Here is a 26,728-nt window from a genome sequence, read left to right as displayed (position 1 = left end):
TTTGGGGCCGCTTCGCGACCCGGCGGGAGCTGGCTCCCTCGCCAAAACCAGCCAGCCGTCACTTCAATGTACGTTCCTATAAAGCCAATGGCGCCCTTTCGCACATGGCACTCAACGCCCTGACCCACAGTGGCTCATCGTTGAGGCAAGGCACCAGCACCAACTCCTCCCCTCCCGCCTCGCGGAATTGCTCCTTCCCACGATCACCGATTTCCTCCAGCGTCTCGATGCAATCGGCAACGAACGCCGGGCACATCACCAGGACTTTCTTCACGCCGCTTTTGGCCAACTCGTCGAGGCGAGCTTCAGTGTAGGGTTCTATCCACTTGGCCCGGCCCAGACGCGACTGAAACGATACGGACCACTTGCCGTCCGGTATGCCCACACGTTTGGCAAACTCTGCGGCCGTGCGCAGGCACTGACCGCGGTAACAGGTCGCGACCACTTCCGGTGGCGCACCGGCGCAGCAATCGCCGCCACCCTCGAAGCTGTGCCCCGGATTAAGCTTTTTCAGGTGACGTTCCGGCAAACCGTGGAAGCTCAGCAGCAGATGATCGAAATCCTGTTGCAGATAAGGCCTGACACTGGCCACCAACGCATCGAGGTATTCCGGCTGATCGTAAAACGGCTGAAGAACCGAGAACTGCACGTCGAGCTTTTTATCGCGCACCACGCGCTTGGCTTCTTCGATCACCGTGGTCACAGTGCTGTCGGCGAATTGCGGATAGAGCGGTGCCAGGGTCACTTTCTTATGCCCCTGGGCAGCCAGCCGCACCAGCACGGACTCAATGGACGGCTCGCCGTACCGCATCGCCAGCTCAACAGGCCCGTGAGTCCACTGCCGGGTCATGGCCTGTTGCAGGCGACGGCTGAGCACAACCAGCGGCGAGCCCTCCTCCCACCAGATCGACGCGTAAGCGTGAGCCGATTGTTCCGGGCGCTTGATCAGAATCAGCGACACCAGCAAACGCCGCACCGGCCAAGGCAGGTCGATCACATACGGGTCCATCAGAAATTGATTGAGGTAACTGCGCACATCCGCCACCGAGGTGGAGGCAGGTGAACCCAGGTTGACCAGAAGCAATGCGTGATCGGTCATGCAACGTCCTATTTCAGAGGCGGCCGGACAGATCGTCCAATGCCGCGCGCAAATCAGTGAACCGGAAAGTGAAACCCGCTTCCAGCAAGCGAGCCGGCATCGCCTTCTGCCCCCCCAGCAACAACAATGACAACTCGCCCAGTCCGACCTTCAAGACGAGAGTCGGCATCGGCATGAACGCGGGACGATGCAACACGTCACCCAACGTTTTGGCGAATTCGCGATTGCGCACCGGTTTGGGCGCGCAGGCATTATAGGGACCGCTGGCCCCATTGCGATGCAGAAGAAAATCAATCAGGGCGATTTGATCTTCGATATGAATCCACGACATCCACTGCCGACCGCTGCCGATCGGCCCGCCCAGCCCCAGTTTGAACGGCAACAACAGCCGGGACAAAAAGCCGCCCTCGGCGGACAACACCAACCCGGTGCGGATGAGAACCACGCGAATGCCCAAGGCGTCGGCACGTTGCGCGGTTTCTTCCCAGGCGATGCACAACTGGCTGGCGAAATCATCGATGACCGGTGGCGATTGCTCGGTCAACTCCCGCTCGCCGCCGTCGCCGTACCAACCAATCGCTGAGCCGGAGATCAGCACCTGCGGTTTCTGCTCACGACTTTCGAGCCAGGCCAACAGGGTTTCGGTCAGGGTGATCCGACTGCTCCACAACAGCGCTTTGCGTTTGTGGGTCCAGAGCCGATCGGCGATCGGCGCCCCCGCAAGGTTGACAATTGCATCCACCGGTTCTGGCCCAAAATCCTCAAGCCGTGCGATTCCCCGTACCTGAGTGCCGCAGATTTTGGCGACTTTAGCGGGCGTGCGACTCCAGACCGTGAGGTGATGTCCCTGACTCAACCAGTGTCGGCAGAGCTGACGTCCTATCAAACCAGTACCGCCGGTCAGCAATATGTGCATGACATCTTCCTCGCGTGGCGTTTTACCCAGATCACTAGTCTATTTTTATATGCAGGGATCTTTGGTATCGGGCAGGTTCTGTGTTTAACAATAGGCCAAGCTCTCAGAACGAGAACGCTAAAAGTTATACCAAAAAACAATATTGTACAGGTTTGAACCACGGCGTAGTCTGTACAGAAAGGCAAACGAGGCCCCTATGACTGTACCTATCGCAATCATCGGCACCGGCATCGCCGGACTCTCAGCCGCCCAGGCTCTTACGGAGGCCGGGCATGTCGTTCATCTGTTCGATAAAAGCCGCGGCAGTGGCGGACGCATGTCAAGCAAGCGCAGCGATGCGGGTGCTCTGGACATGGGCGCGCAATATTTCACTGCCCGCGACCGTCGCTTCGTCACCGAAGTCCAGCGCTGGCAAGCCAACGGTTGGGTCGCCGTGTGGACACCGCAGCTCTATACCTACCACGGCGGCCAACTCAGCCCCTCGCCGGACGAACAGACACGCTGGGTCGGCACGCCGCGCATGAGCGCCATCACCCGTGCCCTGCTCGGTGACCTGGAAGTGCAGTTCAGCTGCCGGATCACCGAGGTCTATCGCGGTGAAGAGCACTGGCATCTGCAAGACGCCGAAGGCTTCACCCACGGGCCGTTCAGTCATGTGGTGATTGCCACGCCAGCCCCTCAGGCGACCGCGCTGCTGCCCGCCGCGCCGAAACTCGCCGGGGCCGCCGCCGGGGTAAAAATGGAGCCGACCTGGGCGGTCGCCCTGGCTTTCGACACACCATTGGATACCCCGATCGAAGGCTGCTTCGTGCAGGACAGCCCCCTCGACTGGCTGGCGCGCAACCGTAGCAAACCGGGACGCGACAACACCCTCGACACGTGGGTGCTGCACGCCACCAGCGCCTGGAGCCGGCAGCATATCGATCTGTCCAAGGAAGCGGTGATCGAGCAATTGCATGGTGCCTTTGCCGAACTGCTGCACGACGCCATGCCTGCACCGACTTTCAGCCTCGCTCACCGCTGGCTTTACGCCCGTCCGGCCAGCAGCCATGAGTGGGGTGCCCTGGCTGATGCTGATCTGGGCTTGTATGTATGCGGTGACTGGTGCCTGTCCGGCCGTGTCGAAGGCGCCTGGCTCAGTGGCCAGGAAGCGGCCCGCCGTCTGCACGAACACCTGCAGTGAACCGCCTCGATTCGAGCACATTGCTGCTGTCGACACGGACAGCAGCCCTGAAAAAACCTATACAAAAAAATTGACTTGTACACCTTTGAATCTATGCTGAACGAATGTTGTACAGATTTAACAATCCGTACAGGTCTGGATTCGAGGTGCCCCGATGCCTGCACAATCAACGATCCCACCCAAAATCGCCATCAGCGCCTGCCTGATGGGGGCCGAGGTGCGCTACAACGGCGGGCACAAGACGTCACGGCTGTGCAGCCACATCCTTTCCGATTATTTCGATTTCGTCCCGGTGTGCCCAGAAGTTGCCATCGGCCTGGGTATCCCTCGCGAACCGATCCGCCTGGTCGGCAACCCTGAGCATCCGCAGGCGGTCGGCACGGTCAACCCTGAAAACAACGTCACCCGGCCGCTGGCCGAATATGCTCGGAAAATGGCTTTGGAGCTGGGCGACATCTGCGGCTATATCTTCATGCAGAAATCCCCTTCGTGCGGTCTGGAGCGGGTCAAGGTCTACCACGCCAACGGCGCGCCGGTGGACGGCGGTAGCCGTGGCATTTACGCCCGGACCTTCTGCGCGCTGCATCCCGATTTGCCGGTGGAGGAAGAAGGCCGGCTCAACGATCCGGTGCTGCGGGAAAACTTCCTTACTCGCGTATTCGCCTACAGCGCCTGGCAGCAGTTGCTGCAAACCGGCCTGACCCGGCGCGGCCTCACGGATTTTCACTCGCGCTACAAATACCTGTTAATGGCCCACAACCCGGTGCAATACAAAACCCTGGGAAACCTGCTCGGCAACATGGGCCGGACCGACCCTGAAGTCATCGGCCCGCGCTATTTCAGCGAGCTGATGGCGGCCTTGAAAAAATGCGCCACGCGCCGCACCCACACCAACGTCCTGCAACACCTCAGCGGCTATCTCAAACAGGCCATCAGCACTGAAGACAAACAGGAAGTGCAGCATGTGATCAGCCAGTATCGTCACGGCATCGTGCCGCTGGTGGTACCGCTGACGTTGCTCAAACACTACTTTCGCCAGCACCCGGATCCATACATTGCGCAACAGGTTTACCTGCAACCGCACCCGGAAAACCTCAGCTTGCGAAACGCAATCTAATGAAAACCCCACCGGACACCAGCGCCAGCGAAGACCTCGGCACCGACTTCAAAAAGGCCCTGGACGCAGGCTGGCTGCCCATCCGTGAAGTGGCCCGGCAGACCGGGGTCAACGCCGTCACCTTGCGCGCCTGGGAACGGCGCTATGGGCTGATCGTGCCTCAGCGCACTCCCAAGGGGCATCGGCTGTTCTGTGCCGAACACGTTCAACGCATCCTGACGATCCTCACCTGGCTCAATCGCGGCGTGGCGGTCGGTCAGGTCAAGCAACTGCTCGACACGCCTCAGGTACTTGCCGAGCCCGTCGGAAACGATTGGCTGGTGTTGCGCCAGACACTGCTACAAGCCGTTACCCAACTGGCCGAACGCACCCTCGATGACACCGTGAACCAGGCGATGGCGCTGTATCCGCCACGCACCTTGTGTGAACACCTGTTGATGCCGTGGCTGGCGGAACTGGAACAACGCTGGCAAGGCCAGTTCGGCGCGCAGATGGAGCGGGTGTTTGTCTATTCCTGGTTGCGCAGCAAATTCGGCGCGAGGGTTTACCACAACAACCGCCAGTTACGTACCGCTCCGCTGCTGCTGATCAATCACTCGGACCTGCCTCTGGAACCTCATCTATGGCTCACCGCCTGGTTGATCAGCAGCACCGATTGCCCGGTGGAAGTTTTCGACTGGCCACTCCCGGCCGGCGAACTGACGCTGGCGATCGATCACCTGCAAGCCCGCGGCGTCCTGCTGTATTCCAGCAAAGCCATGAATCTTGCAAAATTGTCGAAACTTTTGAATGGCGTCAGTTGCCCAAAAATGATCGCTGGACCAACGGTATGCATCCACCACGCCGATTTGTCCGCAAAAAACACCGCCATTGCTGATTTGATCCTGGCCGACAGCCCGTTATCGGCCCATCTGGACCTGATACAGCGCGGGCTCATTTAATGGCGCTTTTTTGATGAATCGTACGGATACGACCATGCAATTGATCTGGCTGCGCAGCGACCTGCGTCTACACGACAACACCGCCCTCTCGGCCGCCGCAGCCCGTGGCCCGTGTGTGGCGGTGTATTTGCCGAGCCCGCAGCAGTGGCTTGCGCACGACGACGCGCCGTGCAAAGTGGACTTCTGGTTGCGCAACCTCGCCGAATTACGCCGCGCGCTGGACGCCCTGAACATCCCGCTACTGATTCGCCACGCGTCCCGCTGGGATGAAGCGCCCAAGGTTCTGCTCGAACTGTGCCAGCAGCTGAAGATCGACGCGGTGCACGTCAACGAGGAATACGGCATTCATGAGACCCGCCGTGATGCGGCGGTGGCCCAAGCGCTCAAAGCCCGGGGCATCGACTTTTACAGCCACCTCGATCAGCTGCTGTTCAAGCCAGGCACCGTGCTCACCAGAACCGGAACCTACTTCCAGGTCTTCAGCCAGTTTCGCAAGGTCTGCTACGAACGCCTGCACGCTTCATTGCCCGGATTGGTCGCTGCACCCGCCCTTCAGGCTCCATTGGATATCAGCAGCGACGAACCGCCCTCCCGTGTCGAGGGTTTCGACTCTCCCAACGACAGCTTGCGTGCCCTCTGGCCAGCCGGTGAAACCGAAGCCCGGCGCCGCCTCGACACCTTTGTCGACGCCCAGATCGACTATTACCACAGCGAACGCGACTTCCCGGCAAAGCCCGGCACCAGCCAGCTCTCGGCCTATCTCACCGCCGGGGTGATTTCCCCTCGTCAGTGCCTGCACGCCGCGTTGCGAAGCAATCAGGGCGAGTTCGAAAGCGGCAAGGTCGGCGCCATCACCTGGATCAACGAGCTGCTGTGGCGCGAGTTCTACAAACACATACTGGTGGGCTACCCCCGTGTATCCCGGCACCGCGCCTTCCGGCCGGAAACCGAAGCCCTGGTCTGGCGTGACGCCCCGCAAGAACTCAAGGCCTGGCAGCAAGGCCGCACCGGCCTGCCGATCATCGATGCCGCCATGCGCCAATTGCTGGAAACCGGCTGGATGCACAACCGTCTGCGCATGGTGGTGGCGATGTTCCTGACCAAGAACCTGTTGATCGACTGGCGTGAGGGCGAGCGTTTCTTCATGCGGCACCTGATTGATGGCGACCTGGCGGCGAACAATGGTGGCTGGCAGTGGAGTTCGTCCACCGGCACCGATTCGGCACCCTACTTCCGGATTTTCAACCCGCTGAGCCAGTCGGAAAAATTCGATGCACAAGGGGTGTTCATCAAGCATTGGTTGCCGGAGCTCAACGAAATGAACAATAAAGACCTGCACAATCTGGCCAATCTCGGCGGATTGTTCGGTGTGAGAGGCTACCCGTCGCCTATCGTCAATCTGAGTGCTTCCCGTGAACGGGCCCTGGCCGCGTTCAAGAACCTGCCATCACGACAGGGTTTATCGCCACCGTCATTAAATTGATGCTGCAGCGTTGCGTCATGAACACGGAATTGAGCCAGGGAAATATTGGGTAAATAAGGGGATTGGGATGAGTCGTACACCTCCAAGGCGATACTGGTTGACCGGCGCCAGCAACGGTATTGGTGCTGTGCTGGCTGAAGAAATACTGAAAACCGGGGCTCATCTGGCGGCCAGCTCCCGCTCGGTGGCATCACTGATATCCCTGTCTGAGCGCTATCCCGGTCAAGTGCTGGTGGTCGCGGGCGATTTGACCAACAGCCAAAGGGTGCGCGAAATCGGTGAGCAGATTGCGCAGGAATGGGGCTCTCTGGACACCATGATCCTTAACGCAGGCACCTGCGAATACGTCGACGCCAATCAGCTCGATTCGTCAATCATCGAGCACATCATGCGTACCAACTTGCTTGCCAGCAGTTATTGCATCGCAGCCGCCCGGCCTTTGCTGCAGGCGGGCACTGCGCCGCATCTGGTGGGCATTGCCAGTTCGGTGACCTGGTTACCCCTGCCGTGGGCCGAATCCTATGGCGATTCAAAGGCCGGGTTGCGTCATCTATTCGAGTCATTGCGCATCGACATGACGCCGGAAAACATCGAAATGACCGTGGTCAGCCCAGGGCTTATCGATACGCCTCTGAACGACGGCGCCCCGATACATCTCGACTGGTCGGCAGGCCAAGCCGCGCGATACCTCCTCGACATGATCAAGAATCGTCCACTGGAATGCTCCTTGCCGGAGCTGCTCATGCCTGTTCTTTGGCCCCTGCCGCAACAACCCGACCGGGCGGGACTGGCAATCGACGAACAAGCGCGAAACAAGCCGCCGATCGAGGATCTGCCGTGAAGCCTGAGCGTCTGTCAGGCCTTTTACACAGCGTGGGCCCACTGCCTTACACTGCGCGCCATGAAAACCATTCCCCACACGCAAGTCGCCGAGCCTGCGGTCACCTGCTCGACCTGCGCAGCCTGCTGCTGCCAGCTTGAAGTGATGCTGATCACTGACACCGGCGTGCCCGAACGTTTTATCGATACCGATGATTGGGGTGGTGAAGTCATGCTGCGACTGGATGACGGCTGGTGCGCCGCACTGGATCGCAACAGCATGATGTGCACCATCTATGAAAAGCGTCCGCTGATCTGCCGGGAGTTCGAAATGGGCGCACCGGAATGCATCACCGAACGCCAGGGGATTGCGACGGCGTATCGGTGAGATCGCAGTCACCCGATGCCATGTGAGAGCCCCCGCCACAGGTAGCTCCCACATCTAAACACTGCAGGCTTACAACGGCATCGTGTAATGCAATGCGTAGCTTTCTACACCGTCGTTCGGGTTACTGATCCCGGCATTGGAGTAGTGGGTGGCGCGAATCCCGACTTCATGTCCGCCGGCAAAGCGCAGACCAAACCCGAAACGGTCTTCGAACTGAAAGGCACTGCCGAGCTTGTTATCTTCGTATTCGGTGTTGGCAAACACCGCGATACCGATACCCGCTTCGACGTAGGGCTTGATGGTCTGACCGGCAAACTCGTACACCAGTACCGGCGAGAACGACAAACTGTGATTGCTCGCCGTTTTGTCGCCTTCCCAGTAGGTGTAAGCGCCGCTCCAGTAGCCGGTCAAGCGGCCAACATCACTCTGCAACCAGCTCTTGTCCCAATCGAACTGCATGCCCAGTCGGTAGGTCATGGTCGAATCGCTGGTCTGGCCGACCCCGAACTCCACCCCTGCCGCCTGCGCGGTAAAACTGTGCCCCATCAATGCGGTCGCAATCGCGGCCAAACAGAATAGTCGCTTCATTAGAAACATCCTTTTCCGAACAATTTAGTATGATTTTTATGCTGCAAAACAAACAAAGCTATAGAAGTCACCGTTTAATCAGAAGCTCACCCCAATTATTCGTTTGCTACGCGTCTCTACTTTTCGAAGCTTCGCACAACCCCAGACATATTCCACAGGATCGGCAAGATATTTCTGAAATGTTCTGGGTCCGCACTCGACCAGAACTGTGCGGGGCGAGCAGGCCCCTCGGCCAGCAATTCACGCTCGGCCAGCAGACGCTGGAGCTGCCGCGCCACAGCGGCACCCGTATCGATCAAGCTGATGCTTTGCGGGAGCATCTGCCTTAGCAGTGGCTTTAAAAAGGGATAATGGGTACAGCCCAGAATGATCGTATCTGCACCTGCAGCCAGCAGCGGCTCGACATACCCTTGCAGCAACTGACGCAATGTCTCGCTGTGCAGATCGCCATTTTCAATCAGCTCCACCAGCCCGGGGCACGGCTGAGTAATCACCCGTACATCGGTGGCGAAACGATCGAGCAAGGCAGCAAACTTGGCACTCTGCAAAGTACCGGTGGTGGCGAGCACGCCGACCACACCGCTGCGCGTCGCCGCAGCGGCCGGTTTGACCGCAGGCTCCATGCCGACGATAGGCCACTCGGGGTAATCGCGCCGCAAGTCCGCAACGCCGGCCACCGTCGCGGTGTTGCAAGCCAGCACCAGCGCCTTGGCACCTTGCTGCTGAAAGAACTGCGCCATGACACTGCAACGCTGGCGGATGAATGCCGGGGTTTTCTCGCCGTAGGGAATATTCCCGCAATCGCCGAAGTACAACAGAGACTCGTTGGGCAGCAACTGCTGGATCTCGGCCAGCACGGAGAGTCCACCGACGCCGGAATCGAACACAGCAATCGGCGCTTCACGCATGGCGCGACCCGCAGACGCTGCAGCCCGGATCACGTTTGACCCGCAATTCACGGAAGCGTGAGCCCAAGGCATCGATCAATAACAGGCGCCCCACCAGCGGCTCGCCGAACCCCACCAGCAGTTTCAGCGCTTCCAGTGCCTGGAGGCTGCCGACCAACCCGACCAAAGGACCGACGACGCCCGCCTCGCTGCAGGTCAACTCGGCCTCGCTGCCGTGCCCGTATAAACAGTGGTAGCACGGGCTCTCTGGACGACGCGGGTCGAACACCGACAATTGCCCTTCCAGACGAATCGCCGCACCGCTGACCAGCGGCTTGCGCGCGGCCACACACGCAGCGTTGACCGCCTCGCGGGTGGAAAAATTGTCGGAACAGTCCAGCACCAGATCCACCGCGGCAACAGCGGCGGCCAGCGAATCCTCGTCCAATGCAGTGCGATGGGCGATCAGCTGAATCTCTGGATTGATCGCGGTCAGGCGACGGATCGCCGAATCGACCTTGCTCAGGCCGACGCTGTCGGTGTCATGAACGATCTGGCGTTGCAGATTGGTCAGGTCGACCGTGTCGAAGTCCGCCAGATGCAACTCACCGACACCGGCCGCGGCCAGGTACAGCGCAACCGGCGAACCTAGGCCACCGAGACCGATAATCAGCACACGGCTTTCCTTGAGCCGTAACTGGCCGTCGATGTCGACGTGTTGCAGCAGAATCTGCCGGCTGTATCGCAGCAATTCCTGATCATTCAGCACGGCAAGCGCCCCAGACTGATGCGTTGGTGACCGCCCAGATCGGTGCGGCTATGGACTTCTTCAAAGCCGCGGGTCAGCAGCAAATCGCACACTGCGCAGGCTTGATCGTAACCGTGTTCGAGCATCAACCAGCCACCCGCGTCAAGATAATCCGGTGCCTGGGCGACGATCAGACGCAAATCGTCGAGCCCATCGACACCCGCCACCAAGGCACTGGCCGGCTCAAAGCGTACGTCGCCCTCTACCAGATGCGGATCGGTCGAAGCTATGTAGGGCGGATTGCTGATGATCAGTTGAAAACGCTGGCCTTCCAGGGCACTGAACCAATGACTGCTCAACACCGTGGCATTGCTCAGGTTCAAGCGCTGACGATTGCGCTCGGCCAGGGCCACGGCTTCCAGCACGCGATCCACGGCGGTGACCTTCCAGGCCGGACGCTCGCTGGCCAGCGCCAAGGCGATGGCACCACTGCCGGTGCCCAGATCGAGCACCTTGGCTGGGGTGGCCGGCAACAGTTCCAACGCCGCTTCCACCAGCAATTCAGTGTCGGGACGCGGAATCAGCGTGTGGGGCGCGACTTCCAGGTCGAGCTTCCAGAAGCCTTGCTGACCCAGAATATAGGCCACTGGCTCACCGCTGCGGCGGCGCTGCAAATACTCGGCAAACTTCAGTGCCGCTTCGCTCGGGACGATACGCTCAGGCCAGGTGTGCAGAAAGCTGCGGGACTTGCCCAAGGCCGCCGCCAACAGCAATTCGGCATCCAGACGCGCGGTGGGCGAATCAGGCAAATCGGCGGCGCGCAGCAAGCTGGCAATGATCGTCATTTACTCACCTATCGCTGCCAATTGATCGGCCTGGTACTCGGCCAGCAACGGTTCGATCACCGCATCCACGCCGCCCGCAAGAATTTCGTCGAGCGAATACAGCGTCAGGTTGACCCGATGGTCGGTGACCCGGCCCTGGGCGAAGTTGTAGGTACGGATCCGCTCGGAGCGGTCACCGGAACCGACCAGCAATTTACGCTCGCTGGCGATGGCATTGGCCGCGGCACTGGTCTGCTGGTCGTTGAGCTTGGCCGACAGCCAGGACATCGCCCGGGCGCGGTTCTTGTGCTGGGAACGTTCTTCCTGGCACTCGACGACAATACCGGACGGCAAGTGGGTGATACGAATCGCCGAGTCGGTCTTGTTGACGTGCTGACCACCGGCACCGGAGGAGCGATAGGTGTCGACCCGCAGATCCGCCGGGTTGATCTCAATGGCTTCCTGCTCATCCGGCTCGGGCAATACCGCCACGGTGCAGGCCGAGGTGTGGATACGACCTTGGGATTCAGTGGCCGGAACCCGCTGCACACGGTGCGCACCGGATTCGAACTTCAGTTTGCCGTAGACGTTCTCGCCTTCGACACGGGCGATAACTTCTTTATAGCCACCGTGTTCGCCTTCGTTCTCCGAGAGAATCTCTACCCGCCAGCCACGCCGCTCGGCGTAACGCGAATACATGCGGAACAGGTCGCCGGAGAAAATCGCCGCCTCGTCACCACCGGTGCCCGCGCGGATTTCCAGGAACACGTTACGACCGTCGTTCGGATCCTTGGGCAGCAGCATGCGTTGCAGGCTGGCTTCGAGCTCGATCAATCGTTCCTTGGCTTCGCGGACTTCTTCCACGGCCATTTCACGCATGTCCGGGTCGCTGTCCTTGAGCAGTGCCTGTGCGCCTTCGAGGTCGCCCTGCACTTTAAGCAGCTGTTTATAGGTGTCGACGATCGGCTCGACCTCCGCGTATTCCTTGGAATAGGTGCGGAATTTGTTCTGATCGGAAATGACTTCGCCATCGCCAAGCAGGGCGGTCAATTCCTCGAAACGGTCCTGGAGGATGTCCAGCTTATTGAGCAGTGACGCTTTCATTGCGGTTTCTTATCCGAAAAGCTATCCGATGAGCCCTCACCGAGGGCAAAGAGTTCCTGGGCCATGGCCAGCGCATCGAGGCGGCCTTCGGCAGAGAGCTTTTTCAATTGCACGCTCGGGGCATGCAAGAGTTTGTTGGTCAGGCCACGGGCCAGTTGCACCAGCACGTCCTCGGCACTGCTGCCGTTGGCGAGCATACGCTGGGCCTTCTGCAATTCTTCGTCGCGCAGGCGCTCGCTTTGTTGACGATAAGCCTTGAGCACATCCACCGCCGCCAGTTCGCGCAGGCGAACCATGAAATCTTCGGCACCGACCGACACCATCTCTTCGGCCGCCTGAGCGGCGCCCTGACGGCTCTTGAGGTTTTCGGCGACCACTTCGTGGAGATCGTCGACGCTATACAGATAAACGTCATCCAACTCGCCGACTTCCGGCTCGATATCCCGAGGGACTGCGATATCCACCATGAAAATCGGCTTGTGCTTACGCAATTTCAAGGCGCTTTCCACCGCGCCTTTACCGAGAATAGGCAACTGGCTGGCGGTGGAGCTGATGACGATGTCGCTGCGCACCAGTTCTGTCGGGATGTCCGAGAGCAACACCGCATGGGCGCCAAACTGCTCGGCCAGGGTGCTTGCGCGCTCCAGGGTGCGGTTGGCGACCACGATTCGCTTCACGCCCAGCTCATGCAGATGGCGGGCGACCAGGGTGATGGTCTCGCCAGCGCCGATCAACAAGGCCTGGCTGCGTTGCAAATCACTGAAAATCTGTTTCGCCAGGCTGACCGCGGCAAACGCCACGGACACCGGGTTTTCACCGATGGCGGTGTCGGTTCGCACCTGTTTGGCCGCATTGAACGTGGCCTGGAACAAACGCCCGAGTAGCGGACCAATGGTGCCCGCCTCGCGAGCCACGGCGTAGGCCGATTTCATCTGGCCGAGAATCTGTGGTTCACCCAACACCAGCGAATCGAGCCCGGAGGCGACCCGCATCATGTGGCGAACTGCCGCATCATCTTCATGCACATAAGCGCTCGCACGCAGCTCATCGAGGCTCAAATGATGATAATCGGCCAGCCAGCGCAGCACGATGTCAGCCGAAAGGTGATCCTGTTCTATATACAGTTCACTGCGATTGCAGGTGGAGAGGATCGCAGCTTCGCGGCTGTCGGTGAGTCGGCAGAGCTGCTGCAAGGCCTCAACCAGCTGCTCAGGGGTAAAGGCCACGCGCTCGCGGACGTCTACTGAAGCAGTCTTGTGGTTAATACCGAGTGCAAGGAAGGCCATTCAAGGTCGCTGATGGTGACGTGAAGCCGACAATTGTCCTACTTCGACAGAGCCAGAACAACCACTCGATATCTATCGTCCCGGTTGACGCTGCCGAAGCTGCGATCCGTTCTCGTTTACACCGGCACCGGGCCTGCCGGGATTGCGTATGCGGGTAAATTGGCCGGGCGGTTATGTTTGGCCGAAGGCTTGTGTCATGATGATCCGACCGCAGGTTAGTCGTCCTCTTCCTATATGAATAGATCTTCCGCGTTGCTCCTCGCTTTTGTCTTCCTCAGCGGCTGCCAGGCCTTGGCACCCGTTTCGTCGGACGGTACGCCGCCGGTCGAAGACAGCACTCCGGCGCCTGAAAAGCCCAAGGTTTACAGCTCGTTCAGCGAAGAAACTGTCTTCAGCCTGTTGAGCGCCGAACTGGCTGGCCAGCGCAATCGTTACGACATTGCCCTGGACAACTACGTGACCCAGGCTATCAATACCCAGGATCCGGGCATCTCCGAGCGGGCATTTCGCATTGCCGAATACCTGGGCGCCGATCAAGCGGCCCTCGACACTTCGCTGATCTGGGCAAAAAACGCCCCGAACGATCTCGAGGCGCAACGGGCGGCGGCCGTGCAACTCGCCCGTGCCGGGCGTTACGACGACTCCATGGCTTATATGGAAAAAGTCCTGCAAGGCAAAGGCGACACTCATTTCGACTTCCTCGCCCTGTCTGCGGCCGATACCGACCAGGAAACCCGCAACGGCCTGATGAAAGGTTTTGACCGTTTGTTGCAGCGCCACCCGCACAACAACCAGCTGATTTTCGGCAAGGCCTTGCTGTTGCAACAGGATGGCGACGCCAAAGGCGCGCTGACCCTGCTCGAAGACAACCCGCCGGAAGAAGGCGAAATAGCGCCGATTCTGCTGCGCGCGCGCCTGCTGCAAGGGCTCAACCGTGGCGGTGAAGCCTTGCCGTTACTGCAAAAAAGCATCAAGAAATACCCGGACGACAAACGCCTGCGCCTGACCTACGCGCGCACGCTGGTCGAACAGGACCGCATGGACGACGCCAAGGTCGAGTTCTCGAGCCTGGTGCAGCAATACCCGGAAGACGACGAACTGCGTTATTCGTTGGCTCTGGTCTGCCTGGAAGCCAAGGCCTGGAACGAGGCAAAAGGTTATCTGGAAGACTTGATCGCCAGGGAAAGCCACGTCGACTCGGCGCATCTGAACCTTGGGCGTATCGCGGAAGAGCGTAACGACCCCCAGGGCGCGCTGATCGAGTACGCCCAGGTCAGGCCGGGCAACGATTACCTGCCAGCGCAATTGCGTCAGGCCGATATTCTGATGAACAACGGCAGGACCGCCGAAGCCCAAAGCCGTCTGGCGGCCCAGCGCGACGAGCAACCCGATTATGCGATCCAGTTGTACCTGATCGAAGTCGAAACCTTGTCGGCCAACAAACAGGGCGACAAGGCCTGGAACGTCTTGCAGCAAGCCCTGCAGAAATTCCCGGATGATTTGAATCTGCTGTATACCCGAGCCATGCAGGCGGAAAAACGTAATGACCTGGCGCAGATGGAAAAAGACCTGCGACTGATCATCAAACGTGACCCGGACAATGCGATGGCGTTGAATGCCCTCGGCTACACCCTGTCCGACCGCACCACGCGTTACGCCGAAGCCAAGGCCCTGATCGAACAGGCGCACCAGTTGAACCCGGAAGACCCGGCCGTTCTCGACAGCCTCGGCTGGGTGAATTTCCGCCTGGGCAACCTCGATGAGGCCGAGCGCTATTTGCGCCAGGCACTGGAGCGCTTCCCTGATCAGGAAGTTGCCGCTCATCTGGGCGAAGTCCTGTGGGCCAATGGCAAACAACGCGAAGCCAAACAAGTCTGGAGCAAGTTCCTCAAGGAGCAGCCCGACAGCCCTACCCTGCGCAGCACCATCAAGCGCCTGACCGGATCAGAGACTCTTTAAGATTATGTTTTTGCGCCACATCATCGTTTTCAGCTTCATCGCCCTGCTCGCCGGTTGCGCGGGCTTCAGCGCCCGTGAATCGGTCGGGGGGCACGGTAACCCGGCCCAATGGCGCGAGCACAAACAACAACTGAGCAGCCTCGACGGCTGGCAGATCAACGGCAAGATCGGTATCCGCGCGCCAAAAGATTCGGGCAGCGGCACCCTGTTCTGGCTGCAACGCCAGGATTACTACGATATCCGCCTCTCCGGCCCGCTGGGTCGCGGCGCGGCCCGCTTGACCGGACGCCCCGGCAAAGTCTCGCTGGAAGTGGCCAATCAGGGCCGTTATGACGCGTCGACTCCGGAAGCCCTGGTCGAAGAGCAACTGGGCTGGAAATTACCGGTGTCCCATCTGGCGTGGTGGGTTCGCGGTCTCCCGGCCCCGGACAGCAAAAGTCGTCTGACCCTGGACGTCGACAGCCGCCTGGCCAATCTCGAACAGGATGGCTGGCAGGTCGAGTACCTCAGTTATGCCGAGCAAAACGGCTATTGGCTGCCCGAGCGGATCAAACTGCACGGCACCGACCTTGATGTCACGCTGGTGATCAAGGACTGGCAACCGCGCAAACTGGGGCAGTGAAGATGACTGCCCCACGCCTGACTCTGCCCTCGCCCGCCAAACTCAACCTGATGCTGCATATCCTCGGCCGCCGTGAAGACGGTTACCACGAGTTGCAGACGATTTTTCAGTTTCTCGATTACGGCGATGAAATCACCTTCGCCGTTCGCGACGATGGCGTGATTCGGTTGCACACCGAATTCGCCGACGTCCCTCACGACAGCAACCTGATTGTCAAAGCCGCGAAAAAACTCCAGGAGCAATCCGGTTGTTCGCTGGGCATCGACATCTGGATCGAAAAAATCCTGCCCATGGGCGGTGGAATCGGTGGCGGCAGTTCGAATGCGGCGACCACGTTGCTGGGCCTCAATCATCTTTGGCAACTGGGCTGGGATGACGACAGGCTGGCCGCGCTGGGTCTGACACTTGGCGCCGACGTCCCGGTTTTCGTGCGTGGCCACGCGGCTTTCGCCGAGGGCGTGGGGGAGAAACTCACGCCTGTAGAACCCGAGGAACCGTGGTATCTGGTGCTTGTGCCGCAAGTATCTGTAAGTACAGCAGAAATTTTTTCAGATCCGCTGTTGACACGTAACACTCCTCCCATTAAAGTGCGCCCCGTTCCCAAGGGAAACAGTCGAAATGACTGCTTACCGGTGGTAGCAAGACGTTATCCAGAGGTACGTAACGCCTTGAATTTGCTAGGTAAATTTACCGAAGCAAAACTCACCGGAACTGGAAGTTGTGTGTTTGGGGGCTTCCCAAGCAAAGCTGAAGCTGATAAAGTCTCGGCCCTTCTTACAGAGACCCTTACAGGGTTTGTAGCAAAAGGAAGCAACGTTTCGATGTTGCATCGCAAGCTGCAAAGTCTGCTCTAAAAGGAATCGGGTACTGGGTACTCGTAGCAACAGATACAGGGGCGTCGCCAAGCGGTAAGGCAGCAGGTTTTGATCCTGCCATGCGTTGGTTCGAATCCAGCCGCCCCTGCCATTTTCCTATACTCATCCAGGTTACCCTCAGCCTTCAGGTACTGCGCGTGTCCAAGATGATGGTCTTTACGGGGAACGCTAACCCCGATCTGGCTCGGCGTGTCGTACGTCAGCTGCATATCCCTCTCGGTGACATCTCTGTCGGTAAGTTTTCCGACGGCGAAATTACAGCCGAGATCAATGAAAACGTCCGCGGTAAGGATGTCTTCATTATTCAGCCGACTTGCGCTCCGACCAACGATAACCTGATGGAACTGGTAGTGATGGCTGATGCCTTCCGCCGCTCCTCGGCTACTCGTATCACTGCTGTTATTCCTTACTTTGGTTATGCCCGTCAGGATCGCCGTCCGCGTTCCGCACGTGTGGCTATCAGCGCGAAAGTCGTTGCTGACATGCTTACCGTAGTCGGCATCGACCGTGTTCTCACGGTTGATCTGCATGCTGACCAAATCCAGGGTTTCTTCGATATTCCGGTAGATAACATCTACGGCTCCCCGGTACTGGTGGATGACATTGAAGATCAGCGCTTCGAAAACCTGATGATCGTGTCCCCGGACATTGGCGGCGTCGTGCGTGCACGGGCTGTTGCCAAATCCCTGGGCGTGGATCTCGGGATCATCGACAAACGCCGTGAGAAAGCCAATCACTCTGAAGTGATGCATATCATCGGTGATGTCGAAGGGCGTACCTGTATTCTGGTCGATGACATGGTCGATACCGCCGGCACTCTGTGTCACGCGGCCAAGGCCTTGAAAGAGCATGGCGCTGCCAAGGTTTTCGCCTACTGCACGCACCCTGTGCTGTCGGGTCGGGCGATCGAAAACATTGAAAATTCCGTGCTGGACGAGCTGGTGGTGACGAACACCATCCCGCTGTCCGCTGCAGCACAAGCCTGTGCGCGTATCCGCCAACTGGATATCGCACCGGTAGTTGCCGAGGCGGTCCGCCGCATCAGCAATGAAGAATCGATCAGCGCGATGTTCCGTTAAGGGCCCTGCCCTTTTCATTACATCCTGTTGACGAAAAGCGCCCCGCCCCGGCATTCATGTCGGGGCGGGGCTTTTTTGCCCATATCGCCTTTAGCGCTGGTCGCAAACGCTGGGGCGAATGTGGTTATTTTGGAGATACAACATGAACGATTTTACTCTGAATGCTGAAGTGCGTTCCGACCTGGGGAAAGGTGCGAGCCGCCGCCTGCGTCGTCTCGCAAGCCTGGTTCCAGCTGTAGTTTACGGTGGCGAAAAAGCCCCTGAATCCATCAGCATGCTGGCTAAAGAAGTTGCCAAACTGCTCGAAAACGAAGCGGCTTACAGCCACATCATCGAGCTGAACGTTGGCGGCACCAAGCAAAACGTAATCATCAAGGCTCTGCAGCGTCACCCGGCCAAAGGCCACGTGATGCACGCTGACTTCGTACGCGTAGTTGCTGGCCAAAAGCTGACCGCTATCGTTCCAGTGCACTTCATCAACGAAGCTGCTCCGGTGAAGAAAGGCGGCGAGATTTCGCACGTTGTTGCTGAAATCGAAGTGTCCTGCCTGCCGAAAGACCTGCCTGAATTCATCGAAGTTGACCTGGCTAACGCCGAAGTCGGCTCGATCATTCACCTGTCCGACATCAGCGCTCCTAAAGGCGTTGAATTTGTTGCTCTGGCTCACGGTAACGACCTGGCTGTTGCCAACGTTCACGCTCCACGTGTTGCTCCAGAAGCTGCAGAAGGCGCTGCAGAGTAATTTCACTCTGTACGCCGGAGTGACCGGAAACATCGCGGACTAGAGCGTAGCGAGAAAGCGGGCGAGAACGCGGAGTTTACATAATGGTAAATGAGCACTTGTCGTCCACTTTCGCCGCACTCCCTGATGGCGGCGATGTTATCCACCACTTCAAGGAAGGGCCCCTATCGTGACTGCCATCAAACTGATCGTTGGCCTGGGAAATCCAGGCGCTGAATACGAACAGACCCGGCATAACGCAGGGGCCCTTTTTGTTGAGCGCATCGCGCAGGCGCAGGGTGTCAACCTTGTGGCCGATCGCAAATATTTCGGCCTGACCGGGCGCTATTCGCACCAGGGTCAGGATGTTCGTCTACTGATTCCCACCACTTACATGAACCGCAGCGGCCAGGCCGTAGCGGCACTTGCCGGCTTCTTTCGCATAAAGCCGGAAGAAATTCTGGTGGCGCATGACGAACTCGACCTGCCTCCGGGCGTTGCCAAGCTCAAACAGGGCGGCGGCCATGGCGGTCATAACGGGTTGCGCGACATCATTGCGCAACTGGGCAATCAGAATACCTTTCACCGCCTGCGGCTTGGCATTGGCCACCCGGGCGTTGCCAGTATGGTTTCAAACTTCGTCCTGGGTCGTGCGCCACGCGCCGAACAGGAAAAACTCGATGCCAGCATCGACTTTGCCCTCGGCGTGCTGCCGGATATCCTCGCCGGGGAATGGAACCGCGCGATGAAAAACCTGCACAGCCAGAAGGCCTGACTCTTACCCGAGGGGAAACACCATGGGATTCAATTGCGGCATCGTCGGCCTGCCTAACGTCGGCAAGTCCACCCTGTTCAACGCCCTGACCAAGTCCGGGATCGCGGCCGAGAACTTCCCCTTCTGCACCATCGAGCCCAACAGCGGTATCGTGCCGATGCCGGATCCGCGCCTGGAAGCCTTGGCGGCCATCGTCAAGCCCAAGCGTATCCTGCCGACCACCATGGAATTCGTCGACATCGCAGGCCTGGTGGCCGGCGCCTCGAAAGGTGAAGGCCTGGGCAACAAGTTCCTCGCCAACATCCGCGAGACCGATGCCATTGCCCACGTGGTCCGCTGCTTCGAAGACGAGAACGTGATTCACGTCTCCAACAGCGTCGACCCGAAACGCGACATCGAAATCATCGACCTGGAACTGATCTTCGCCGACCTCGACAGCTGCGAGAAGCAGCTGCAGAAAGTCGCTCGTAACGCCAAGGGCGGTGACAAGGACGCAGTGGTCCAGAAAGGCCTGCTGGAGCAGCTGATCGCTCACTTCACCCTGGGCAAGCCTGCGCGCAGCCTGATGAAAAACATGAGCACCGATGAGAAGCAGGTGATTCGCGGTTTCCACCTGCTGACCACCAAGCCGGTCATGTACATCGCCAACGTCGCTGAAGACGGTTTCGAAAACAACCCGCTGCTGGACGTGGTCAAGGCCATCGCCGAAGAAGAAGGCGCCGTGGTGGTTCCGGTCTGCAACAAGATCGAAGCCGAGATCGCCGAACTGGAAGACGGCGAAGAGAAAGACATGTTCCTCGAAGCCCTCGGCCTCGAAGAGCCTGGCCTGAACCGCGTAATCCGCGCCGGCTACGAAATGCTGCACCTGCAGACCTACTTCACCGCCGGTGTCGAAGAAGTCCGCGCCTGGACCGTCCGCGTCGGTGCTACCGCACCGCAAGCCGCCGGCGTGATCCACACCGACTTCGAAAAAGGCTTCATCCGCGCCGAAGTCATCGCCTACGACGACTTCATCCAGTACAAGGGCGAAGCCGGCACCAAAGAAGCCGGTAAATGGCGTCTGGAAGGCAAGGACTACATCGTTAAAGACGGCGACGTGATGCACTTCCGTTTCAACGTGTAGCGTTGTTGGCATCGAAGAAGCCGCGTTGATTCGCGGCTTTTTTTTGGGCGTTATATCGACCTGCTATGCGCGACTAGAACAGATAGCCCATGTAGATTGCGGCGCCTCCACCGGCCTGCACACCAGCGTTCATGCCGGCCATGACCACCGCCCCCTTGGCCGACTGCAGCAACTGCCGGTTGACCGTGGAGGAGGCAATGGGAACAAATGTCCCTGGCGCCGCCTGACACCATGCTGAACTATTACGGAGTCCCGTTTCTTCCATGCAGGAGGTAGCCAGGTCGACGACTCAACCGTTCGTAATAGGCACTTACAGCAGGAAAGTCTGGATGATCGAGCGGTGTTTCAAACCATCGGTTAACCGACAGGCCTATCGGTATGTCTGCGAGAGAAAAACCGTCTTCACTGATGTAGGCTCCTGTTGATTCGAGTTGTCGATTCAGGATCTCCATGTGCCTTGACCACAGGCTGCAAGCGGCTGCCAAGGCTCTGCTGTCCTGATGGTCAGGCGAATGCCTGACCAACGACATGAAGGCATACGTCCACGATCTGTTGAGGTCCGACGCTTGCCAGTCTATCCATTGGTCCACCCGCGCTCTTGCTCTCGGTTGGACCGGGTAAAAATGACCTCCGTTATAGCGAGACGCCAAATACCGAATGATCGAGTTTGACTCCCAGAGCACGAAGTCGTCGTCCAGGATCACCGGCACCGTTGCGTTGGGGTTCAGCGAAATGAATTTGGGCGTGCGCGTCGACTTGAAACCAGCCCCCCAATCCTCTCGCTCAAAGGGGATTTCGATCTCGGCGCATGCCCAAAGCACCTTTCGTACATTGATCGACGATGCCTTACCCAATATGCGCAACATTTCATGTCCTTATCGTTCAGGGTGGTTGGTCAGGGGCTTTCGATAACCCGCTCGGATCTTTTTCTAGTGCGCCTGGCGCGATGCACAGGGGCCGCTCTCAAATCCGGGTGACGCAGGTTTACCGCGCCGCGCCAACCGCAAACAGCCCGGTTCAGCGCCGCCCTTCTACGGCCATGCACATGGCCAGCTCGCGAGGACCGTCCCCGTCCCCATCAGCCAGCGTTGCACGATCTGCCACACGGGCCTGCTGGCGAGAAATGTCACGATGGCGCCAGCCATGACGGCAATCAGCGCGTTGACGCTCACGCTAATGACGATCTGTGTAAAACCAAGCACGATGTATTGCGCCAGCATACTGCCGTGGTCGGCGTGTTGGACTTGACCGCTTGCCAGGCAAGGTAGAGCAGATAGCGCGCGCAGCCGAGTCGCAGCGCGTCATACGCATAGGGAACCGCCAAGACCAAGGCTGCGATAGTAGGGTGGTCAAAGGGGGAACGTTAGATACAGATTGACTGACAAAACGTCATACAGCGGTCGCAGCACTGGGTATCCGCTCCCTGGGAATACGTTCGACTTCAACGTGAGCAATGGCTTGCCCCAATAGCGCATCCAAACACTCTGACGCAGTCAGCCGCGTGCATTATGGATGAGGGCTTTCGGTCAGGAACCGACTGTTGTGACAGGCCAAACAACACCCTGTCGCGGCAGCGGGGGCTTGGGCCTTGTCGCGCTACAGTTCTGCTGCGAAGGTCTTGGCTTTCTTCGGCGTGACACCGTACCGTTGCTTGTAGACCTTGATGAAGTGGGAGGTATTTTCATATCCCACCTCCGCAGCCGCGTCGGTGACGGAATAATTTTTAGCCGTCAACAGCTGATGCGCGATGTCGACTTTTTTTTCGATGATCCAGCGGTTCGGGGTGGTGTTGTAGCTGCGCCTGAAGTCGCGGATAAAGGTCGACACGCTGCGTCCCGTCAGCAGGGCATAATCTTCAATCTTCAGCTTGTGCGAATAGTACTGCTCCATGAAGTCGGTGATGAGGCGGCGTTTGCGGCTGCCGCCGCAGGACAGCTCGCGCAGGAAACGGAAGGACTTGTCCTGGATGGCGATCAGGTGCAGTAGTTCGAGCAGTTTCAATTCCAGCAGCGCGTCGGAGCCCTCCGCGCCCTTGTAGACATAATTCAGCGAATCGATATAGCGCTGAATCTGTTCATTGGCGTGCAGGGTATAAGTGCCGTGCACGTTTTTCTGCAGGACGTCCGTATGCGAATTACCTGTGCCGGCCGCACGCGACAGGTATTTGGCGATCAGCTTGTCGTCGAAAAACAGCAGCACCGCCTCGAAGATATCGCTGCCAGTGACGTAGTCCGATACCGTGTAAATGCCTTTGGAGAGGAAAATCAAATGATTCTCGTCGACGACATTGGCCATGGCGTCATAGTCGCGAATAATCTGCTTGCCCTGCTTGATGTAGACGATCAACGGCGTGGCGATATAGATCGCCTTGTTTTCCAGGTTCGTTTCAAGCGTTTTATGGAGGATGGACGAGCTACCGTCAGCGAGGATTGGCTTTACGTTGCGCATCGAATAAAGCGCCGCCGGTACTACTTCGAGTGTCATTGCTATGGCTTCTCAACAAATTGGCCGCCCCATTTGGACAGGACGGTATCCAGCAGCGCGACATGCTGCTGCCCAAGCGTGTAGGACGTTCGGGACGGAAGAGGATATCCAGGAAAATAGCAGAAAATACATAACAGCAAATAGCTCGTGTATGCCCGAGATGGCGCCGGAGGCGCAGCCGGACTCGCCGCACGCGCCCTGCCGCTGACGTTACGGTATCAAACTTCGCTGAAGTAGCCGCTGACCGGTGCACTGCTCAGATGCTCGACGATGACGCTCCACTGACCGCTCGAGATCATCTGGTCGACGTGGGTGCCGTGCATTTCACGCGAATCCCAGGCTTCCACTAGCGTGAACGCGAGTGGATCCTCCAAGTGGTTGAGGATCTTGACCGTTTGGCAACCGTCCACCTTCGGCAGATTGATCTTCACGTCGTTCATGATGTCCTTGAACGATTGCAGCTTTTCTTCTTTTACATTAAAGCTGATGACGAGATTGACGGACATATTACTTCTCCAGTTGGATTTGACTACAAAATACATCGTCGATTACAGGAACCGTAGATTGACGAGGCGGCCAAACAAAATGCGCAGAATACGAAAAGAATGTTCAGGCTTTCATTTGCTGTTCCGTTCCCGTATCTAACATGGCCAAGCCGACCAGCGAAACCACTAAGTTCTTGATCCATTGCTTGACCTGGACTGCATCAATAGAATCTTTTCCTTTCACATGACGCGCAGCGCTAGTCCAAAACCCTCTTTCGTTAGAGATCATTATGTAAATTCCTTTTTGGTGCAGATTCGATATGGCGCAAAGAATTCGCTATGGAAGCAACTACTATATATATAGTTAAAAAATAAAAATGATTAAAAATGATTAAAAATGCACGATTCCAGTCACTCTTGCGTTTTTCTTGCGCGACGGCCGATGGCATGCGCCGCCTGCGGGAACGGGTCCGTGATTCACTCTCTGGATGACTTATCTACAGGAAGCGGGACAAACCGCGCATCAAGACCTGAAAAAAGAGTAGCCAACATTAAAGTGTATACGGGGGTGACTATATTTCTGATTCCAGCGCAAACATCCCTTCAGCCACGGCCCCTGCAGCCTCGACTTCCGGTTTAACGTGTAAAGAGGAACCGTGGTTTTCCACGGACCTCGATAGACACAAAATCCCCGTAATCACTCGCTGATACGGGGATTTTGCATATTGGGACACCCCCCCTCCTCCATCCGTAGCCTGTCCGGTAACGCGGGAACGCTGCCCAGTTATGCAAGAATAGTTTTATTGGCAATCACTACAGGGATGAAGAGCATGCCATTTCCTTTCGAGTGTCTCCTGGTTTTGCTTGATGGCATTGCCATCAGGTCCCAGATCATCGCCGGACTTGAACACCTGGAAAAACATACCTCAGGCTTGCCGCTTCAGGTCGCCAGCGTTTTCGTGCAGTGGGCACACAGGAATTTCAACAAGTGAGCCTGGTTACAACCAAAGACGCCTCTTTCGCCTATCAGGCGGTGTACCGCTATCTGGTCGAGCTGATCGAAACCGCCAATTCGGAACGTGAACAGAAATTGCCGTCCTTGCGGCAACTGGCCCGGCGCCTGAATGTGTCGGTGTCGACGACCAAGTACGCCTATTCGCTTCTCGAAGACGAGGGACGGATCTATGCCAAACCCAAGTTCGGTTATTTCACCAAGGCGATGCCGGCCCCCTTATTGAACGAGGGCTCGCCCAATCTGCTGGACAGCGTATTCTCCAACGCGCGCCAGCCGGGGATGCTGGCCCTGAGCAGCGACGCGCCGGCGATGTTGTTGTCGCTGGAAAACCCGTTGTTGATGATGGAGCGCGAACTGGCCCGGCAATACCCGCGCTCCCATGCGCCACTCTATCAGCCGTTCGGCGAGCCCGAGTTACGCGGCGCCCTGGCCGACCGCTACACCCGTTCCACTCACAGCTACTGGCAGGCCGAGCACGTGTTTATCGGCTCGGACCTGCGCAGTGTGCTGGAGTTGTCCCTCAGCGCCTTGAATCTGGGTGGCACTGTGGCGCTGGTGGAGTCGCCTTGCTCATGGGCGATCCTGCGTCAGTTGCAGGCAGCAAAGATTCGCGTGATCGAAGTCCCGCTCGGCGAGGATGGACGCTTCGATCTGTCCACGCTCAGTGAGTTGCTCAGGCGTGAGCCCATTCGGCTGGCGGTGCTGTCGTCGACCGTGAATATTCCCCAAGGCAAGCTGATGCCGGCGCAGGATAAACAGCAAATCTGTCGCTGGCTGGCGGAGCGGGATGTCTGGCTGTTCGAAAACGACAGCTATGGCGAGTTCTATTTCTCTCCCAAACCCGCGCGCTATCGCGATTTTGCCGATCCGGAAAAGCTGCTGGTGTTCTCAACCTTCGACAAGATCATCGGCTCGGAAGCGCCCTATGGTTATGTACTGTGTCGCCGACACGGGCCTCAGTTGCATCGGCTATTTCTGGAACGGGCATTTCGTCTGTCGCCGATCCGTCAGAAAGCGATCGCCAAACTCTTCAGCTCCAAGCGCATCGACCAGCATCTAATGGTGCTGCGGGCCATGCTGCTGGACCGGATGAAACGGATGGAGGCCTTGCTGGAGGCGCACGGCGATGGCCAGTTACGGGTTGTCGCCCCGCAAGGCGGAGCGACCTTCTGGCTCGAGGCCAGACACTCGGTGGACATGCGGCGGGTGTTCGAGCGCTTGCTGGCCCAGCGCATCGTTATCGCCCCCGGGGAAATATTCAGCCAGCAGGGGGCCTGGCGGCATCACGTGCGCCTGAGCTACACCCTCGACTGGAGCAAGGATATTCCCCTGGCCCTGAAGAAACTGGCCCAGGCTATCAGCGAAGAACCATAGCTATGCCTAGAGCCCATAGCAATGCCGCGATTCAGGGAAGCGGCCATCGCGCACCTCTTCGGCAAAACGCTCACAAGCGCCGCGAATCACCGCGCCGACATCAGCGTACTGCTTGACGAAGCGCGGCACCTGTTCACCGCCCAGACCCAGCACGTCCTCGGTCACCAGCACCTGGCCGTCACAGGCCGGTGAGGCGCCAATGCCGATGGTGGGCATTTTCGAATCCAGGGTAATTTGCCGGGCCACGCCTTCGGCCACCCCCTCGAGCAGCAGACTGAAGGCACCGGCTTCGAGGTTGGCCCGAGCGTCCTCGGCAATCATCGCACCGGCTTCGGCGGTCAGGCCCTGGGCCTTGAACCCTCCCATGACATTGACGAACTGCGGCATCAGCCCGACGTGGGCCATGACCGGAATACCGCGTGCCACCAGAAACTCGACGGTACCCGCCAGGGCCTTGTTGGCTTCCAGCTTGACGGCATCGCAACCGGTGCGCGCCAGGACCTGCGCGCAATTGCGAAAGGCCTGTTCGTTAGATTCCTGATAGCTGCCGAAAGGCATGTCGGCGATGACGCAAGACAGGCGCGTGCTGTCGACCACGGCCCGGGTGTGTCCGATGATTTCTTCGAGCTGCATACTCAGCGTCGAGGCCCGACCATAGCCGACCATAGCAGTAGAGTCACCGACCAGAATGAAATCGACGATTGGGTCTATCAACCTGGCAATAGAGCTGGAGTACGCCGTAAGGGATACGATTTTCTGTTGGCCCTTCATCGCGACCAGTTGCGGAACCGTCAATCGTTTAGTACGGGTATGAGCGCTCATAAGTGTCTTCC

At 58.5% G+C, this 26,728-nt stretch carries 28 protein-coding genes, 1 tRNA gene and 1 pseudogene; 16 read left to right on the top strand and 14 right to left on the bottom strand.

Features of this window, described 5'->3' with window-relative positions; genetic code table 11:
* Window positions 1-76 precede the first annotated feature (76 nt).
* Window positions 77-1,099 (bottom strand): ferrochelatase, encoded by a 1,023-nt coding sequence (hemH, locus tag F475_RS19480; RefSeq protein WP_111454518.1) that lies wholly within the window; start codon window positions 1,097-1,099, stop codon window positions 77-79.
* Between the two features lie 13 nt (window positions 1,100-1,112).
* Window positions 1,113-2,015 carry a TIGR01777 family oxidoreductase gene (locus F475_RS19475; protein WP_026286681.1) on the bottom strand — a complete coding sequence of 301 codons (903 nt, stop codon included), beginning with the start codon at window positions 2,013-2,015 and terminating at the stop codon, window positions 1,113-1,115.
* 196 nt (window positions 2,016-2,211) lie between these two features.
* Between F475_RS19475 and F475_RS19470 the strand changes: the two genes are divergently transcribed.
* From F475_RS19470 to F475_RS19445, 6 genes are all read left to right on the top strand, one after another.
* Window positions 2,212-3,198 carry an NAD(P)/FAD-dependent oxidoreductase gene (locus F475_RS19470; protein WP_019582382.1) on the top strand — a complete coding sequence of 329 codons (987 nt, stop codon included), beginning with the start codon at window positions 2,212-2,214 and terminating at the stop codon, window positions 3,196-3,198.
* A 154-nt stretch (window positions 3,199-3,352) separates the two neighbouring features.
* Window positions 3,353-4,315, top strand: coding sequence for a DUF523 and DUF1722 domain-containing protein (locus tag F475_RS19465; protein ID WP_111454517.1), 963 nt, complete (start codon window positions 3,353-3,355; stop codon window positions 4,313-4,315).
* The gene (locus F475_RS19460) at window positions 4,315-5,256 is read left to right on the top strand and encodes a MerR family transcriptional regulator (RefSeq protein ID WP_111454516.1); all 942 of its coding nucleotides are present in this window, start codon (window positions 4,315-4,317) and stop codon (window positions 5,254-5,256) included. Before F475_RS19465 ends, F475_RS19460 begins: the two co-directional genes overlap by 1 nt.
* Window positions 5,257-5,290: 34 nt before the next feature.
* A complete protein-coding gene (gene phrB / locus F475_RS19455; protein ID WP_111454515.1) occupies window positions 5,291-6,739 on the top strand; it encodes a deoxyribodipyrimidine photo-lyase in 1,449 nt (482 codons plus the stop codon).
* Window positions 6,740-6,806: 67 nt separating this feature from the next.
* A complete protein-coding gene (locus F475_RS19450; RefSeq protein WP_026286680.1) occupies window positions 6,807-7,580 on the top strand; it encodes an SDR family oxidoreductase in 774 nt (257 codons plus the stop codon).
* A 60-nt stretch (window positions 7,581-7,640) separates the two neighbouring features.
* Entirely contained in the window at window positions 7,641-7,946 is a 306-nt protein-coding gene (locus F475_RS19445; RefSeq protein WP_018929577.1) for a YkgJ family cysteine cluster protein, read from the top strand.
* A 69-nt stretch (window positions 7,947-8,015) separates the two neighbouring features.
* Here the strand turns inward: F475_RS19445 and F475_RS19440 are convergent, their stop codons facing one another.
* From F475_RS19440 to hemA, 6 genes are all read right to left on the bottom strand, one after another.
* Complete coding sequence (locus tag F475_RS19440; RefSeq protein ID WP_018929576.1) at window positions 8,016-8,534, bottom strand: acyloxyacyl hydrolase; 519 nt, start codon at window positions 8,532-8,534, stop codon at window positions 8,016-8,018.
* Window positions 8,535-8,650: 116 nt separating this feature from the next.
* Window positions 8,651-9,442 (bottom strand): glutamate racemase, encoded by a 792-nt coding sequence (gene murI, locus F475_RS19435; protein ID WP_018929575.1) that lies wholly within the window; start codon window positions 9,440-9,442, stop codon window positions 8,651-8,653.
* Window positions 9,435-10,190, bottom strand: coding sequence for a molybdopterin-synthase adenylyltransferase MoeB (locus F475_RS19430; RefSeq protein WP_018929574.1), 756 nt, complete (start codon window positions 10,188-10,190; stop codon window positions 9,435-9,437). Before F475_RS19430 ends, murI begins: the two co-directional genes overlap by 8 nt.
* Window positions 10,184-11,014, bottom strand: coding sequence for a peptide chain release factor N(5)-glutamine methyltransferase (gene prmC / locus F475_RS19425; RefSeq protein WP_111454514.1), 831 nt, complete (start codon window positions 11,012-11,014; stop codon window positions 10,184-10,186). Before prmC ends, F475_RS19430 begins: the two co-directional genes overlap by 7 nt.
* Window positions 11,015-12,097, bottom strand: a complete 1,083-nt coding sequence (prfA, locus tag F475_RS19420; protein WP_007939759.1) for a peptide chain release factor 1 — start codon at window positions 12,095-12,097, stop codon at window positions 11,015-11,017. It lies immediately after the preceding gene.
* On the bottom strand, window positions 12,094-13,383 hold the full coding sequence (gene hemA / locus F475_RS19415) for a glutamyl-tRNA reductase (RefSeq protein WP_007939757.1): 1,290 nt from the start codon (window positions 13,381-13,383) through the stop codon (window positions 12,094-12,096). Before hemA ends, prfA begins: the two co-directional genes overlap by 4 nt.
* A gap of 234 nt (window positions 13,384-13,617) precedes the next feature.
* Here hemA and F475_RS19410 point away from each other — a divergent pair, with 234 nt between their 5' ends.
* The 8 genes from F475_RS19410 to ychF all read left to right on the top strand — a co-directional run bounded on the left by F475_RS19410 (window position 13,618) and on the right by ychF (window position 20,537).
* Window positions 13,618-15,342: a tetratricopeptide repeat protein gene (locus F475_RS19410; RefSeq protein ID WP_086946020.1), complete on the top strand. Its 1,725-nt coding sequence runs from the start codon at window positions 13,618-13,620 to the stop codon at window positions 15,340-15,342.
* A gap of 4 nt (window positions 15,343-15,346) precedes the next feature.
* A complete protein-coding gene (gene lolB, locus F475_RS19405) occupies window positions 15,347-15,964 on the top strand; it encodes a lipoprotein insertase outer membrane protein LolB (protein WP_018929569.1) in 618 nt (205 codons plus the stop codon).
* A 2-nt stretch (window positions 15,965-15,966) separates the two neighbouring features.
* Window positions 15,967-16,818, top strand: a complete 852-nt coding sequence (gene ispE, locus F475_RS19400; RefSeq protein WP_064616180.1) for a 4-(cytidine 5'-diphospho)-2-C-methyl-D-erythritol kinase — start codon at window positions 15,967-15,969, stop codon at window positions 16,816-16,818.
* Between the two features lie 37 nt (window positions 16,819-16,855).
* Window positions 16,856-16,930, top strand: a tRNA-Gln gene (locus F475_RS19395).
* 46 nt (window positions 16,931-16,976) lie between these two features.
* The gene (locus F475_RS19390) at window positions 16,977-17,918 is read left to right on the top strand and encodes a ribose-phosphate pyrophosphokinase (protein ID WP_003171603.1); all 942 of its coding nucleotides are present in this window, start codon (window positions 16,977-16,979) and stop codon (window positions 17,916-17,918) included.
* A gap of 142 nt (window positions 17,919-18,060) precedes the next feature.
* Complete coding sequence (locus tag F475_RS19385; RefSeq protein ID WP_018929567.1) at window positions 18,061-18,660, top strand: 50S ribosomal protein L25/general stress protein Ctc; 600 nt, start codon at window positions 18,061-18,063, stop codon at window positions 18,658-18,660.
* A 169-nt stretch (window positions 18,661-18,829) separates the two neighbouring features.
* Window positions 18,830-19,414 (top strand): aminoacyl-tRNA hydrolase, encoded by a 585-nt coding sequence (gene pth / locus F475_RS19380; protein ID WP_008074178.1) that lies wholly within the window; start codon window positions 18,830-18,832, stop codon window positions 19,412-19,414.
* A 22-nt stretch (window positions 19,415-19,436) separates the two neighbouring features.
* Window positions 19,437-20,537, top strand: a complete 1,101-nt coding sequence (ychF, locus tag F475_RS19375) for a redox-regulated ATPase YchF (RefSeq protein ID WP_018929566.1) — start codon at window positions 19,437-19,439, stop codon at window positions 20,535-20,537.
* Window positions 20,538-20,779: 242 nt separating this feature from the next.
* On the opposite strand, the gene F475_RS19370 is transcribed toward ychF, so the two are convergent.
* From F475_RS19370 to F475_RS30500, 5 genes and pseudogenes are all read right to left on the bottom strand, one after another.
* Window positions 20,780-21,403 carry a glutathione S-transferase family protein gene (locus F475_RS19370; protein WP_086946018.1) on the bottom strand — a complete coding sequence of 208 codons (624 nt, stop codon included), beginning with the start codon at window positions 21,401-21,403 and terminating at the stop codon, window positions 20,780-20,782.
* Between the two features lie 151 nt (window positions 21,404-21,554).
* Window positions 21,555-21,876: pseudogene (locus F475_RS19365) on the bottom strand (LysE family translocator); the annotation flags it as partial.
* A gap of 257 nt (window positions 21,877-22,133) precedes the next feature.
* Window positions 22,134-23,021, bottom strand: a complete 888-nt coding sequence (locus tag F475_RS19360; protein ID WP_086946017.1) for an AraC family transcriptional regulator — start codon at window positions 23,019-23,021, stop codon at window positions 22,134-22,136.
* A gap of 218 nt (window positions 23,022-23,239) precedes the next feature.
* Window positions 23,240-23,527, bottom strand: a complete 288-nt coding sequence (locus F475_RS19355; protein WP_018929562.1) for a putative quinol monooxygenase — start codon at window positions 23,525-23,527, stop codon at window positions 23,240-23,242.
* 103 nt (window positions 23,528-23,630) lie between these two features.
* Entirely contained in the window at window positions 23,631-23,795 is a 165-nt protein-coding gene (locus tag F475_RS30500; RefSeq protein WP_177431117.1) for a hypothetical protein, read from the bottom strand.
* 541 nt (window positions 23,796-24,336) lie between these two features.
* On the opposite strand from F475_RS30500, the gene F475_RS30495 reads away from it, so the two are divergent.
* Window positions 24,337-24,498: a hypothetical protein gene (locus F475_RS30495; RefSeq protein ID WP_018929560.1), complete on the top strand. Its 162-nt coding sequence runs from the start codon at window positions 24,337-24,339 to the stop codon at window positions 24,496-24,498.
* Window positions 24,495-25,895 carry a PLP-dependent aminotransferase family protein gene (locus tag F475_RS19350; RefSeq protein ID WP_018929559.1) on the top strand — a complete coding sequence of 467 codons (1,401 nt, stop codon included), beginning with the start codon at window positions 24,495-24,497 and terminating at the stop codon, window positions 25,893-25,895. The genes F475_RS30495 and F475_RS19350 overlap by 4 nt, the downstream gene beginning before the upstream one ends.
* A gap of 6 nt (window positions 25,896-25,901) precedes the next feature.
* On the opposite strand, the gene panB is transcribed toward F475_RS19350, so the two are convergent.
* On the bottom strand, window positions 25,902-26,717 hold the full coding sequence (gene panB / locus F475_RS19345; RefSeq protein ID WP_018929558.1) for a 3-methyl-2-oxobutanoate hydroxymethyltransferase: 816 nt from the start codon (window positions 26,715-26,717) through the stop codon (window positions 25,902-25,904).
* Window positions 26,718-26,728: the final 11 nt, after the last annotated feature.

The organism is Pseudomonas sp. URMO17WK12:I6, from assembly GCF_003253625.1.
Taxonomy (GTDB): domain Bacteria; phylum Pseudomonadota; class Gammaproteobacteria; order Pseudomonadales; family Pseudomonadaceae; genus Aquipseudomonas.
Note: the sequence above shows the minus strand (reverse complement) of the source record. Positions and strands in the feature narration are given on the sequence as shown.

Excerpts from the sequence above, each read along its gene's own strand:
- hemH (WP_111454518.1), bottom strand. The coding sequence starts at position 1,099 with ATGACCGATCACGCATTGCTTCTGGTCAACCTGGGTTCACCTGCCTCC.
- F475_RS19475 (WP_026286681.1), bottom strand. The coding sequence starts at position 2,015 with ATGCACATATTGCTGACCGGCGGTACTGGTTTGATAGGACGTCAGCTC.
- F475_RS19470 (WP_019582382.1), top strand. The coding sequence starts at position 2,212 with ATGACTGTACCTATCGCAATCATCGGCACCGGCATCGCCGGACTCTCA.
- F475_RS19465 (WP_111454517.1), top strand. The coding sequence starts at position 3,353 with ATGCCTGCACAATCAACGATCCCACCCAAAATCGCCATCAGCGCCTGC.
- F475_RS19460 (WP_111454516.1), top strand. The coding sequence starts at position 4,315 with ATGAAAACCCCACCGGACACCAGCGCCAGCGAAGACCTCGGCACCGAC.
- phrB (WP_111454515.1), top strand. The coding sequence starts at position 5,291 with ATGCAATTGATCTGGCTGCGCAGCGACCTGCGTCTACACGACAACACC.
- F475_RS19450 (WP_026286680.1), top strand. The coding sequence starts at position 6,807 with ATGAGTCGTACACCTCCAAGGCGATACTGGTTGACCGGCGCCAGCAAC.
- F475_RS19445 (WP_018929577.1), top strand. The coding sequence starts at position 7,641 with ATGAAAACCATTCCCCACACGCAAGTCGCCGAGCCTGCGGTCACCTGC.
- F475_RS19440 (WP_018929576.1), bottom strand. The coding sequence starts at position 8,534 with ATGAAGCGACTATTCTGTTTGGCCGCGATTGCGACCGCATTGATGGGG.
- murI (WP_018929575.1), bottom strand. The coding sequence starts at position 9,442 with ATGCGTGAAGCGCCGATTGCTGTGTTCGATTCCGGCGTCGGTGGACTC.
- prmC (WP_111454514.1), bottom strand. The coding sequence starts at position 11,014 with ATGACGATCATTGCCAGCTTGCTGCGCGCCGCCGATTTGCCTGATTCG.
- prfA (WP_007939759.1), bottom strand. The coding sequence starts at position 12,097 with ATGAAAGCGTCACTGCTCAATAAGCTGGACATCCTCCAGGACCGTTTC.
- hemA (WP_007939757.1), bottom strand. The coding sequence starts at position 13,383 with ATGGCCTTCCTTGCACTCGGTATTAACCACAAGACTGCTTCAGTAGAC.
- F475_RS19410 (WP_086946020.1), top strand. The coding sequence starts at position 13,618 with ATGAATAGATCTTCCGCGTTGCTCCTCGCTTTTGTCTTCCTCAGCGGC.
- lolB (WP_018929569.1), top strand. The coding sequence starts at position 15,347 with ATGTTTTTGCGCCACATCATCGTTTTCAGCTTCATCGCCCTGCTCGCC.
- ispE (WP_064616180.1), top strand. The coding sequence starts at position 15,967 with ATGACTGCCCCACGCCTGACTCTGCCCTCGCCCGCCAAACTCAACCTG.
- F475_RS19385 (WP_018929567.1), top strand. The coding sequence starts at position 18,061 with ATGAACGATTTTACTCTGAATGCTGAAGTGCGTTCCGACCTGGGGAAA.
- ychF (WP_018929566.1), top strand. The coding sequence starts at position 19,437 with ATGGGATTCAATTGCGGCATCGTCGGCCTGCCTAACGTCGGCAAGTCC.
- F475_RS19370 (WP_086946018.1), bottom strand. The coding sequence starts at position 21,403 with ATGTTGCGCATATTGGGTAAGGCATCGTCGATCAATGTACGAAAGGTG.
- F475_RS19360 (WP_086946017.1), bottom strand. The coding sequence starts at position 23,021 with ATGACACTCGAAGTAGTACCGGCGGCGCTTTATTCGATGCGCAACGTA.
- F475_RS19355 (WP_018929562.1), bottom strand. The coding sequence starts at position 23,527 with ATGTCCGTCAATCTCGTCATCAGCTTTAATGTAAAAGAAGAAAAGCTG.
- F475_RS30500 (WP_177431117.1), bottom strand. The coding sequence starts at position 23,795 with ATGATCTCTAACGAAAGAGGGTTTTGGACTAGCGCTGCGCGTCATGTG.
- F475_RS30495 (WP_018929560.1), top strand. The coding sequence starts at position 24,337 with ATGCCATTTCCTTTCGAGTGTCTCCTGGTTTTGCTTGATGGCATTGCC.
- panB (WP_018929558.1), bottom strand. The coding sequence starts at position 26,717 with ATGAGCGCTCATACCCGTACTAAACGATTGACGGTTCCGCAACTGGTC.